General features: G+C 64.8%; 9 protein-coding genes. 4 read left to right on the forward strand and 5 right to left on the reverse strand.

Annotation, left to right across the window (positions count from 1 at the left end):
* Positions 1-55: 55 nt before the first annotated feature.
* Genes WBP07_RS23460 through WBP07_RS23470 form a run of 3 tightly spaced genes read right to left on the reverse strand, consistent with a single transcriptional unit; the run spans position 56 to position 4,238 of the window.
* Complete coding sequence (locus WBP07_RS23460) at positions 56-1,624, reverse strand: DHA2 family efflux MFS transporter permease subunit (RefSeq protein ID WP_395397494.1); 1,569 nt, start codon at positions 1,622-1,624, stop codon at positions 56-58.
* Positions 1,621-2,757, reverse strand: coding sequence for an HlyD family secretion protein (locus tag WBP07_RS23465; protein ID WP_395397495.1), 1,137 nt, complete (start codon positions 2,755-2,757; stop codon positions 1,621-1,623). The genes WBP07_RS23460 and WBP07_RS23465 overlap by 4 nt, the downstream gene beginning before the upstream one ends.
* The gene (locus WBP07_RS23470) at positions 2,754-4,238 is read right to left on the reverse strand and encodes an efflux transporter outer membrane subunit (RefSeq protein WP_395397496.1); all 1,485 of its coding nucleotides are present in this window, start codon (positions 4,236-4,238) and stop codon (positions 2,754-2,756) included. Before WBP07_RS23470 ends, WBP07_RS23465 begins: the two co-directional genes overlap by 4 nt.
* Before the next feature lie 92 nt (positions 4,239-4,330).
* Here WBP07_RS23470 and WBP07_RS23475 point away from each other — a divergent pair, with 92 nt between their 5' ends.
* The 4 genes from WBP07_RS23475 (at position 4,331) to kdsA (ending at position 9,602) form a co-directional block, all read left to right on the forward strand.
* Entirely contained in the window at positions 4,331-5,119 is a 789-nt protein-coding gene (locus tag WBP07_RS23475) for an AraC family transcriptional regulator (protein ID WP_395397497.1), read from the forward strand.
* A gap of 78 nt (positions 5,120-5,197) precedes the next feature.
* Positions 5,198-5,986: a hypothetical protein gene (locus tag WBP07_RS23480; protein WP_395397498.1), complete on the forward strand. Its 789-nt coding sequence runs from the start codon at positions 5,198-5,200 to the stop codon at positions 5,984-5,986.
* Positions 5,987-6,191: 205 nt separating this feature from the next.
* Positions 6,192-8,630 carry an EAL domain-containing protein gene (locus WBP07_RS23485; protein WP_395397499.1) on the forward strand — a complete coding sequence of 813 codons (2,439 nt, stop codon included), beginning with the start codon at positions 6,192-6,194 and terminating at the stop codon, positions 8,628-8,630.
* Positions 8,631-8,759: 129 nt separating this feature from the next.
* Positions 8,760-9,602 (forward strand): 3-deoxy-8-phosphooctulonate synthase, encoded by an 843-nt coding sequence (kdsA, locus tag WBP07_RS23490; protein WP_395397500.1) that lies wholly within the window; start codon positions 8,760-8,762, stop codon positions 9,600-9,602.
* Between the two features lie 73 nt (positions 9,603-9,675).
* Here the strand turns inward: kdsA and WBP07_RS23495 are convergent, their stop codons facing one another.
* Both WBP07_RS23495 and WBP07_RS23500 read right to left on the reverse strand, forming a co-directional pair.
* Complete coding sequence (locus WBP07_RS23495; protein WP_395397501.1) at positions 9,676-10,707, reverse strand: SIS domain-containing protein; 1,032 nt, start codon at positions 10,705-10,707, stop codon at positions 9,676-9,678.
* A gap of 234 nt (positions 10,708-10,941) precedes the next feature.
* Positions 10,942-11,979 carry a phytanoyl-CoA dioxygenase family protein gene (locus WBP07_RS23500; RefSeq protein ID WP_395398228.1) on the reverse strand — a complete coding sequence of 346 codons (1,038 nt, stop codon included), beginning with the start codon at positions 11,977-11,979 and terminating at the stop codon, positions 10,942-10,944.
* Positions 11,980-12,001 lie beyond the last annotated feature (22 nt).

Genomic DNA, 12,001 nt, shown 5'->3' on the forward strand with positions numbered 1-12,001 from the left:
ATTATCCATCATAGTGCGGGCGCATCCGCCCGGCGATATCGCCGGGCGGGCACTCTCACCGCGCGGTGCGTTTCAGGCAGAGGCTTCCCAGCGCGCACAGCCCCATGCCCAGCCCCGCAATCAGAAACGCGTCCGAATAGGCCAGCAGCAGTGCCTGATGATGGACCGCGCCGTCCAGCAGAGCCATCGCCTTCTGCCGCAAAGGCGCGGTGGAGGCTCCGTAAAGCGCCGTGTGGCGGTCCGCTTGTCCCTGCCCAAGCAGGCGCACGCCATCCACCATCCGTTCGCGAAAAGCTTCGGAAAACGGGGTGACCGCCTCTCCGATCCGGCCGGCGTGCAGCTTTTCGCGCTCGACCACGATCTGTCCCGCCAGCGCGATGCCGATCGCCCCGCCGACATTGCGCACCGTGGAGAACAGCCCGGATGCCGATCCCAGTTCCGCCTTCTCCAGCCCGTCTACGGCCATGACGCCCAGCGCCACGACGATGAAGGCTTGGCCCACGCCGCGCACTACCAGCGACGGCACGATCACATTCGCGGCAGCATCACCGTCGAGGTGGATGTTCATCAGGCAACCCACCGCCATGATCGCGAAGCCCAGCATCACCACGGCCCGCACGCCCAGCCATTTCATCAACCGGGGCGACGCGAAGGACATCACGAACTGCACCAGGCCATAGGGGATCATCGTCATGCCGATCTGCAACGCGTTATAGCCCTGCACTTCGGCGAAGTAGTTGGGCACCAGGAACACCACCCCAAACACCGCTGCGCCGAACGTGAACTGCATCAGGCTGGCGAGGCCGAAATTCCGCCTGCCAAGCAACCTGAGATTGATGAAAGGATCCTTGCCGCGCAGTTCGATCGCCACGAAAGCCGTCAGACAGAGCGCGGCACAGATGGCGGCGTTGACGATGAAGGTCGATGCGAACCAGTCTTCTCGCCCGCCCTCCTCCAGCATGATCTGCAAGGCGGAGAGGCCGACCGCCATGCTCGCTATTCCCGCCCAATCGCCATTGCGCAGCCGATCGAGCGCCATCGGCGTGCGCGGAGTCGCCCAACCGATCGCGGCCAGCAGCAGCAGGCCCGGCGGCACTTGCAGGTAGAAGATCCAGCGCCAGTCATACGCCGTCGTCAGCCATCCGCCCAGCGACGGCCCCGCCGCCTGCGCCACGTTGTTGGCAACGGCAAACAGCGCCATGCCCAGCGGATGCTTGGACGGCGGCAATTCGGTGACGATGATCTGGAAAGAAAGCGGGATCAGCACGCCGCCGAATGCCCCCTGCAACGCGCGTGCGACGATCATCGCGCCGATAGTGGGCGCCAGCGAGCAGGCGATAGAGAACAGCACGAAGCCGCCCGTCCCCACCATCAGCACGCGCCGCATCGAAAAGACCGAGACCAGCCAGCCCGCCAGCGGGATGACGACGATTTCCGCCACCAGATAGGCGGTGGTGATCCACGATCCCTCCTCGAAAGAGGCGCCCAACGATCCGCGCACATCGGGCAGGGATGCATTGGTGACGTGGACGTTCATGCCCGCCATGAAGCAGCCGACCACGCCGCCCAGCACCGCAACCCAGGCCCGCGCGGAGACGGCTTCCTCCGAACCGGTGGCCGTCATCGCGCGATATCTCGCGTATCGATAGTAACTTCTACCGACATGCCGGGGCGCAAGTCGCGCAGGCGCGGCTGGCCGGGATCGAAACGGATGCGGACGGGCATTCGCTGGACGATCTTGGTGAAGTTGCCGGTGGCATTATCCGGCGGCAGCAGCGCGAACTGGGCGCCGGACGCGGGTGCGAAGCTGTCCACCCGACCATCGAGCCGCCCGCCGCCGAATGCATCGACCGCGATCCGCACGGGCTGACCGGGACGCACCCCGTCGACTTGCGTTTCCTTGTAGTTGGCGACGACGAACACGGCTTCCGGCACGATCGCCAGCAACGGCGTGCCGGGCTCGACATATTGCCCCGCCCGCAGCGACCGTTGCCCGACCATACCCGCCGTCGCCGCGCGGATCACCGTCCGTTCGAGCTGCAGCTTGGCAAGCGTCAGGGCGGCATCGGCCCGGCGCAGAGTCGCCTGAGCCTTGTCCAGATCCGACCGCGCCGCCTGCCGTTCGGTGGCGAGAACCGGAAGACGGTCTTGCTCGGCACTCAGCGACGCCCGCGCCGCGGCCAGATCGGCCCGCGATCGACCGGCGGCGGCCTCGGCCCCTTCCATGGTCTGGGCGCTGGCGATGTCCTGCCGCACCAGCATGCGTTGGCGACGATATTCCAGATCGGCCTTGCGCGCGTCCGCCGCGCTGCCGTCGATCGCCGCAGCGCCGCGCGCAATGACGCTGCGCTGCTGGTTCGCCTGCGCATCGAGGTTGGCGATGCGTGCCTGCTGGGCCGCAATATCCGCCTGTGCCGCCGCCACGGCCGCTTCGGCATCCTGAAGGCGCGCGCGATAATCGCGATCGTCGATCCGTGCGAGCACCTGACCGGCCGCCACGCGCTGATTGTCCGCGACCTCGACGGCAATCAGACGCCCGGAAACCAACGGCGCCACCGTCACCACATCGGCACGGACATAGGCGTTGTCGGTATCGATCATGAACCGGCCAACGGACCACCAATGCAGCCCCCAGCCAACCGCACCCACCAGCACGACGGCTGCGGCCGAAAGCGTCACATATTGGCGGGCGGGGCGGCGGGAAAGGCAAATGCGGCGGGGCGGAATTGCGATATCGGTCATCGTCTCATCAGTCATCGGATGGTCGCTTCCTCGGATCGGGCGGAAATGGGGCGGATCGGAGCCGGCAGCGCGGGATCGGGGGCTTGTTCCCAACCGCCGCCAAGCGCGCGGAACAGCGCGATTTGCGCCGTCGCAAGCCCCAGATCGGCGTCGGCCAGCGCCTGCCGGTCAGCGAGCGCGGCCCGCTCTGCGGAAAGCGCGGCCACCGCATCAACGGCGCCGGCACCCCGGCTGCGGCGGGCAAGATCGGCCACCTTGGCGCTCCGTTCCGCCGCCCGGTTCCGGGCCGCCCGCAGTTGAACGGCCGCGTCCAGTTCGGCCGCCGCCTCGCCGGCTTCCTGAAGCGCGGTCAGGATCGCCGCGTCGAACTGCGCGAGCGCGCCCTGCTCGGCCGCGCGGGCCTGCGCGATATGTGCGCGGGCGGCGCTCACATTCGGGAAGCTCCACGAGAGCAGCGGGCCGACACGCCACACCATATTGTTCCGCTGGTCCAGAGCGCCGGGCGATGTCGCCGAACTGGCGATCCCGGCGGCCAGCACGATGCGCGGATAGAGTTCGCCCACGGCCACGCCGATGCGGGCGGTGCTGGCGGCAAGGCGGCGCTCCGCCGCGCGCACATCCGGCCGCCGTCGCAACAGTGCTTGCCCATCGAGATCGGAACGCGGCGGATCGGCCAAGGGCACGCGACTGCAAGCGGCAGCGGCCGGTGGAGTATCGGCCGGAACATGGCCAGTCAGCACCGCCAGCGCCGCCAAAGCGTCATGACGGTGCGCTTCCAGTTCGGGCCGTGCCGAGCCCGCGCGCGCCTCATCCGCCTCGGCCGCAGCGATATCGGCGGCCGAGGCGGCACCGGCCGTGCGCAAAGCCGAAACGATCTCGCTATTGCGCCGTCCGAGCGCCTCTTCATCCCGCGCCAGCGCCACCTGCTGCGACAGTCCGCAGGCATCGCTCCATGCCCGCACGACCCCTGCGACGACGCCGATGCGCGCGCCATCGAGCAGCGCCGCCTCAGCCTCACCATCCGCCTTTGCCGCGCGGACCGAGGCGGTGAGGCGACCGAACACATCCGCTTCCCAGGCCATGTCACCCCCCAGATCGAAGCGCCGCCCGGTGCGGATCGTCGACCCGTCATGCGCTGCCGCCGCGATCTGGTCCTGAAGCGTGCTGCCCCGCCCCGCGCCGGCCGAAAGCCCGGTCTGCGGCAGGCGTGCGCCCTCGGCATGATGAAGGATCGCCCGCGCTTCCAGCAGGTGAGCACGGGCGGCACGCAAGTCCCGGTTCTGGGTCAGCGCCTCCTGAACCAGAGCGTCCAGCGCCGGATCGTCATAGAGGCGCCACCACTGCGAAAACGATGCAGGACCGTCATCGGAAGGGCCGGCCGAGGCATCCGGGATTGGAATCGTGGAGCGCGGCGGCGCGGAAGGCGCACGCGCGCAGCCTGCCACCAATGCCAGCGCGGATATCGCGGCAAGGAACGAAGCATGCGGGTGGGACACGGTCGGTTCGATCTTTCACGGCTTGTGGGCCGGTTCCGTTAGGGCATCGCCGCTTGTCTATCTCCTCCAGTTAAGCCAACAATCGTCGTGAAATGGACAATCTGCGCACTCTTGAACAATGCCAGCATGCCACGCGGCCGATCGTCGCCTTCGCGAGCGAGCACCCGAACGGCGAGGATATCGCCGCGCACAGCCACGTCCGCGCACAGCTGATCCACACGTTGACCGGGGTGATGACGGTCAGTTGCGCAGAAGGAAGCTGGATCGTGCCGACCGGACAGGCCGTGTGGATGCCGCCGGAAATGGATCATGCGATCCGCATCGCCGGCGACGTTTCCATGCGCACGCTGTTCGTGCGATCCGACGCGCGCCCCGCCCTGCCATCGGCTTGCGAGGTGATCGCCGTCTCCGCCTTCCTGCGTGAAGCGCTGGTGGAGGCGACCGCAATCCCGCTCGACTATGCAACGGGCGGCAGGGACGAACGGGTGATGGAACTGATCCTTGACGAGATCGAGGCCGCGCCACGCCTGCACACGCATGTACCGCTACCCCGCGACACGCGGTTGATGCGATTGTGCCAGTCGATGATCGCAGATCCTTCGGCGCCGGTGACGTTGGAAGCGCTTGCCGCGCGAGTGCACGTCAGCGGCAGGACGCTCGCCCGCATGTTCCATCGCGAACTGGGTATGAGCTTCGGGGCGTGGCTGCGCCGCATGCGCCTGCTGCTCAGCCTTCCGCGCCTTGCCGCCGGCGTCTCCGTCCTCGAAGTCGCGCTGGAGCATGGGTATGACAGCCCCAGCGCCTTTACCGCGATGTTCCGCCGCGAACTGGGGGTTTCGCCCAATCGCTACTTCAAGGCGCGGGGCAAATCGGACGGATGAAGGCCGCGCGCAGGCTTTGTGGAATCGGAGTTGGGCGGTATGCGTTCCCGGTCCGGCTGCGGCATTGGAAGGAATATCATGCGCTTGGCTTCCAAATGGGCGCTCACCGCCTGCTTTATCCTGTCTGGTGCAGGAAGCGCCGCCCTTGCCGCGTCGGAAACGAACATCGCCGCGATGGACTTGTCCAAACCCTTCGCGACCCGCGCGCCATGGCGCTTCACGGCGCGACAGGGGCCGGACGTCGAAGATCCCGGCGGCAATGACGCACCCGGCGAAATTTCACTCTGCCTGACGCGGGACAACGGCAAAACCTGCCATTCCGCCCCCGGCAAGGCCCTACGCCTGCCTTCCGGCGACGATAGCTTTGCGGAGCCGCACTATATCGATGCGCTGAAAGTGGTGCATCCCCGCCCGGACGCCTCATTGCTGTTGCTGAGGGTCGCCAGCTTTCACGCAGGCAACGGGGACCAGCGGGCAGCGATGCAGCTCTATGCCTACGACCGCTCGAAGGACGATTTCGTGCTCGCCTACGAACATCGCACCGGGCGCAACAACAACCAGGAAATCCGCTTCGTCGAACAGGGACCGCTGCGGGGGGACATCATCTCATCCGAACCGACCAGCGATGCGCCGTTCGGCTACTGGATCACGGTCAATCGGCTTTCGCCCGCGCAGAAATACGAACAGGTCCTGCGCTTTCGCAGCGCCACGACCTATGGAGACGGCAATCCGCTGGCCGCGATCGATTCCGAAATGCCGAATATCCACCGCCGCCTCGGCCTCTGGCGGACGGGCATGCCACTGCCGTTACCGGCCCGTGCGTGCCCTCATCCACACCTTGTGAACGAGGCGCTCTGGTGCAGCTAGCGTTCCTTGCCTGAAAATATCCGCCGCGCCAGATGCAGCGATGCCGCCCGGCAAGCCTCTCCGGATCGACATTTTTCCCTTTGCAATCAATGCGGCAAACGGTCCCCCGCCGTCCACACCAAAGATCCTCTGACGAGTTAACCGAATCTACCGTATTTTCCCGCAAAACATTGGCAAAAGGTCGCAGATCTCCGAAGAAAGTTCGATGCTCTCCATCCTGCACTGCATTCGTGACCAGCACGATTCCTCCCTCGTTTGTCTTGCTGCACTCGTGTGCGTCCTCACCGCGCTGGGGATGGTGCGCCTTTGCCGGCAGGTTCAATGGGCGCGCGGGTCTGCCCGGACAGGTTGGTTAACGACAGCGGGCGTAGTCGCCGGGCTGGGCATCTGGGCGACCCACTTCATCGCCATGCTGGGCTACGATCCAGGCTTCGTCATCGGGTACGATCTTGTCGGCACGGTCACGTCGCTTGCCATCGTGCTGGTCACATCGATCGCCGCCCTTGTGATTGCCGCGCGCCTGCGTTCGCGGCCGGGTTATGCGATAGGGGCCCTGCTGATGGGCGGCGGCCTGGCGACAATGCACTACGTCGGCATGGCCGCGCTCGAAATGCCCGCGCTGATCCGCTGGAACCCGGGCTATGTACTGACATCGGCAATCTTCGCGGTGGCGCCTTTCGCTCTGGTTCTGCCGCTGGCGCTGCACGGAAAGTCTATGGGCACAGGCGCGGTGGCTGCCACCCTGATGACGCTTGCCGTCGTACTTCTGCACTTCACCGGCATGACCGCGATCTCGCTGGTTCCTTCGCGCGCCGAATTTTCATCCGACACCATGATGTCGCCCCGCGAAATGTCGCTGTGGGTCTTCGTAACCGCTGCCTGCACGCTGGGTATAGCCGCAACCGCCGCCATGATCAGCCGGCGCGCCGAAATCGCCCGGCGCACGTCCGAACGGCTGAACAACGAGCGGCTAGAACTGATCGGGCGCCGGTTGGACATGGCGCTGGAGAACATGCATCAGGGCCTGTGCCTGTTCGGTGCGGACGGCGGCCTGATCCTGTGGAACCAGCGCTTCGTCGAAATGTACGGGCTCGCACCGCAGGACATCCGATCCGGCATGACCATGGCCGAAATGGCCCGGGTCGCCATCGCCAACCGCGCCCCTGCCGACGAGTTGGATCAACGCGTAGGGCGCGTTCTCCATAACCTCGAAGCGGCGCGCAATGGGCGTACCCATGCACCGGACGTGTCGGAATACGACGATTTCATCGTCGCCGTCCGCTCGCGCCCGCTGCCGGATGGTGGATGGGTATCGACGTTCGACGACATCACCGAGCAGCGGAAGTCGGAGGCCCGCATCCAGCATCTGGCCCTGCATGACGGGCTGACCGGACTGCCGAACCGCAGCAAATTCAACGACCTTATGGACCGGGCGCTGGCCATTGCCGCCCATTCCGGAGAGCGGCTGGGCGTCGTCGTGCTCGATCTCGACGGGTTCAAGGAAATCAACGACTCGCGCGGCCATGCCGCCGGCGACGAAGCACTCAAGACGGTTGCCACGATGCTGCGCGGCGTACTTCTCGAAGGGGAAGGCGTGGCCCGCCTCGGCGGGGACGAGTTTGCCGCCACGATCCTGTTCAACGAAACGCATGAACTGGCGGACTTCGTCGATCGCGTCGCCTCTTGCTTCGAAGGCACGGCGACATCGGCCGCGGGCGACTTCGTCATCAAGGCCAGCCTCGGCGTCGCGTCCTATCCCGAGGATGGTCAGGATCGCGAGCAGCTCTGCAACAATGCCGACCTTGCCATGTATCGCGCCAAGGACAACCTGGGCGAACGCATCTGCTATTACGAAAAGGGCATGGACGAGAGCGCGCGCCACCGGCGCCAGATCGCTGCCGACTTGCGCGGCGCCGCAGGACGCGGGGAACTGGTGATCCTCTATCAGGTGCAGCGCTCGCTCAAGGACGAATGCATCAACGGCTACGAAGCGCTGCTGCGCTGGCAGCATCCGGTTCGCGGGCTGGTCACGCCTTGCGAATTCATTCCCATTGCCGAGGAAACCGGCGAAATCTTCGCGATCGGCGAATGGGTCCTGCGCGAGGCTTGCCGGGAAGCCGCCCTTTGGCCCGAACACCAGATGGTCGCCGTCAATCTTTCCGCCGTCCAACTGGGCCAGCCCAACCTGCCCGAGATCGTGGCCGGCATCCTGGTCGAGACCGGCCTGTCGCCCCGCCGGCTTGAACTGGAAATCACCGAAACCGCCATCATCGGCGACAAGGCCCGCGCCCTGCATATCCTGCGCAAGCTGAAGAGCATGGGCGTCAGCATCGCCATCGACGATTTCGGCACCGGATACTCCTCGCTCGATACGCTGAACTCCTTCCCGTTCGACAAGATCAAGATCGACAAGTCCTTCGTCACTTGTTCCGACGAACGCCCACAGGCCCGCGCCATCATCCGCGCCGTCTTGGCGCTGGGCCGCAGTCTGGACGTCCCGGTGCTTGCGGAAGGGGTGGAGACGCGATCACATGTGGACCTGCTGCAGGCCGAGGGCTGCGATCAGGTGCAGGGCTTCCTGTTCGGCCGCCCGCAAAGCGCGCCCAGCCTTGCCGACAGGGGCGTAACCGCCGATATCGCCTGAGATCGATCTCACCCGTCCACATCGAAGACGCCGCCCAAGCTTGACACGATTGCCCACAGGTTGCTGTGAGCCTTTCGAACCTGCACGGCGCGGATCGGTGTCCGCCCTGCAAAGACGAGGGACTTCGCCTTGCCTACCGCTGTCAGCATCGCCCATGGAATAACTTTCGCCAACGACCGCCCCATGGTGCTGATAGGCGGCATGAACGTGATCGAAGGGCGAGAGATCGTGCTTGAGGTCGCCGCGGAATTCGTGCGGGTGACCGGCGAACTCGGCATTCCCTACGTGTTCAAGGCAAGTTTCGACAAGGCGAACCGATCCTCCATCAACTCGTTCCGGGGGCCGGGCCTTGAGGCTGGCCTGGCCGTCCTTGCCGAAGTCAGGGACCGCTTCGGGGTTCCCGTGCTGACCGACGTGCATGAGCCGTTTCAGGCCGAGGCAGTAGCGGAAGTGGCCGATATCCTGCAGCTTCCCGCCTTTCTGGCGCGCCAGACCGATCTGGTCGTGGCACTGGCACGCACGGGCAAGGTCATCAACGTCAAGAAGCCCCAGTTCCTTGCCCCCCAGGAAATGCGGCACATCATCCGCAAGTGCGAAGAGGCCGGAAACGATCGCGTGCTGCTGTGCGAACGCGGCAGTTCGTTCGGCTACAACAACCTCGTCGTCGACATGCTCGGCATGGATGACATGAAGGCGATGGCCCCGGTCGTGTTCGACGCAACCCATGCGCTGCAACGGCCCGGCGGACGTGAAGCCAGCGCCGATGGCCGGCGAACGCAGGCCGCTGCCTTGGCACGGTCCGGCATGGCGCTCGGCATTGCCGGCCTGTTCCTGGAAGCCCATCCCGATCCGGAGGCAGCGCTGTGCGACGGACCTTGCGCGCTGCCTCTGGACAGGCTCCGCTCATACCTGGAACAGATGCAGGCGATCGATCGGCTGGTTAAGCAATTCCCCCCGCTCGATATCGACTGAGGCTGCGACGGCACCGCGGAGCGGTGCAATCCGTTTTCGCCCGAATGCCGTTACGTTCGGGCGAAAGCGGTTGTCAGGTCAGGCCCATGCGCAGAAAATCATGCAGATGGATGATGCCCACGGGCGGACGGCTATCCTGCCCGTCATCCTCCACGGGAACGCAAATCGCCTCATCGTCGTCGATGACGAAGGCACAGGTGATCTTGGCATCGTTTAGGAAGCGCAAGGCATCCTCCGCCGTCATGCCGGCCCGTACGACCTTCGGCTGGCGGGTCATCACATCGCACGCCTGAAGCTGGCCCAAATCACGGAAATGGCGGCGCAAGTCGCCATCGGTAATGATGCCGACCAGCCTGCCCAGCGCATCGATGACGCCGGCAATGCCGAAGCCCATCGACGTCATCCGCGAGATGACTTCCTCCATCGCCAGGTCCAGATCGACCAGCGGCAGCTTGTCCGCCCCGTGCATGAGCTGACCGACCGAAGAGAGCCGCAAGCCGATCGCGCCGCCGGGATGCAATTCCTTGAAGCTGTCGCGCGAGAAGCCGCGCGCATCCATCAGGACCATGGCCAACGCATCGCCCAGCGCAAGTTGCTGCGTCGTAGAACTGGTCGGCGCGATGTTCGAGGCGCACGCTTCCTTCGCCTGCGGCATAAGAATGCAGACGGTGGAACGACGCTCTACCAGCGACCCTGCTCCCGACGTGAGGCCGACCACCGGGATGCCGCGCCTTTCGGCATGATCGAAAAGGACCTGAAATTCGGCGGTATTGCCGGAATTGGACAGGGCGAGGATCACGTCCCCCTCAACCACCATACCGAGGTCACCATGCGCGGCCTCGCCAGGATGGAGGTAGATCGCGGGCGAGCCTGTAGCCGCGAAAGTCGCTGCAACCTTGCGGCCCACATGGCCGGACTTGCCGATGCCGGCAACCACGATGCGTCCGGTGGCCAAGCTGAGCAGTTCACAGGCGCTGACGAAGTTCCGGTCAAGCGCAGCCGCAAGCTGGTCGAGGGTTCTCGCCTCGATCCGGATAACTTCGCGCGCCCTCGATAGAACCCCTTCGCTTGCCCCGACCGCCTTCAGGACCACTGAAGATGTCAAATTGACTCCCCTTTTAAAAAGCAAAGGAAGATAAAGACTTATCCCACCCTTGGTGGGAGAAATTCAAAAGACGGTCAGCACATCGTGCCGGATAACTCACCGATTATACACAACAGCAAAGTCACTTCTGCGTAAGCCTCACAATAAGGTATGTAAATCCCCGCTAACCCTGAGGCTGGCCGGTTCGTCGCAATTCCCGGTAGGTCTCCCGCAAAACCGCGATGCCATTGAAACTTACCCGGAATGATGCGACTCGGCAGCGTCCCGACCGATCGACGCGTTCACCGGTCTGCGCACGCCAACCGGTTGCCACGGCTGACCGATAAAGCCAGCGAGACGGTCTCTTGCCGCCCAGATCCAGCCAATGCGCCGTTCCGCAAGGCCGCGCACACTCAACAGATCACCCCCCAGCCAAGGCAGGAACGGATTGCGCCGCGCATAGGACCATATCTCAACCCTTTCGATGGGACGGACAGAGGCCCCGCGCGCATGAAAACCAAGCGTATCGGCAACGACAAGCGTATTGCCCGGCACCGCAAGCGCCTCTCCTTCTCCCAGCCCCATGGCCGCGAGGTCTTCCTGCTCCACCCGGGGCGAGCCGCGAGCTGTAAGGCGGCTCATTTCGCGCGGATCGATCAGGCTGCGTCGATATTCCCAATCGAGTCGTTCAGGCGTCAGGCGGTGCGAACCGCGAACATAATTGAACGGCGCTTCATCAGGCTCCACCGGATTGAGAAAAAGCCAGGCCTTGAGCGAGGAATGGAACGCATCCGCGTGGAGCGCCTCCTGCGGATCGGCATTCACGTCCCCATCATGAGTGACGATGGTCTGGACATAGTGCAGCGGGGTGATCCGGAAGCTCGCCACATAATGGAAAAGCGCCAGCAGATCCTCGCGCTCCAATTGCTTGCGTAATTCGGGGATCGCACCGAGCATGGCGGGATCAATGGCGAGGCGCCGGGTCACCGCATCGCCCTGCCGCATCTCGCGGGCTTCGCCCTGGTACTCCAGAATCGCCTTTCGCAAGTCCTGGAAAGTATCCGGCGCGACAAAATCATGAATCGCCACGAAACCATCGCGGTCAAAGGCTTCCCGCCAATCCACAGGCACACGGCTTGCCAATCGCCGACGACGCCACGCACAGATCGCGCCGGCACATTTCACGCGCGCCTTGTGAAGACCGAGACGATTCAGTCGGCGCGATCCGATCAGGGGATTGTCCAGAAAGCTCTTCGCACCGGTCACTAACTGGAATAGCCAAATCGGAAACATAAAGAACGACTTGACCAATTTG

It is taken from the genome of Novosphingobium oxfordense (assembly GCF_044029435.1).
GTDB lineage: Bacteria > Pseudomonadota > Alphaproteobacteria > Sphingomonadales > Sphingomonadaceae > Novosphingobium.

What these genes read in the sequence shown, in the direction of transcription:
- WBP07_RS23460 (WP_395397494.1), bottom strand. Translation starts at nt 1,624, where the DNA reads ATGACGGCCACCGGTTCGGAGGAAGCCGTCTCCGCGCGGGCCTGGGTT.
- WBP07_RS23465 (WP_395397495.1), bottom strand. Translation starts at nt 2,757, where the DNA reads ATGACTGATGAGACGATGACCGATATCGCAATTCCGCCCCGCCGCATT.
- WBP07_RS23475 (WP_395397497.1), top strand. Translation starts at nt 4,331, where the DNA reads ATGGACAATCTGCGCACTCTTGAACAATGCCAGCATGCCACGCGGCCG.
- WBP07_RS23480 (WP_395397498.1), top strand. Translation starts at nt 5,198, where the DNA reads ATGCGCTTGGCTTCCAAATGGGCGCTCACCGCCTGCTTTATCCTGTCT.
- WBP07_RS23485 (WP_395397499.1), top strand. Translation starts at nt 6,192, where the DNA reads ATGCTCTCCATCCTGCACTGCATTCGTGACCAGCACGATTCCTCCCTC.
- WBP07_RS23500 (WP_395398228.1), bottom strand. Translation starts at nt 11,979, where the DNA reads ATGTTTCCGATTTGGCTATTCCAGTTAGTGACCGGTGCGAAGAGCTTT.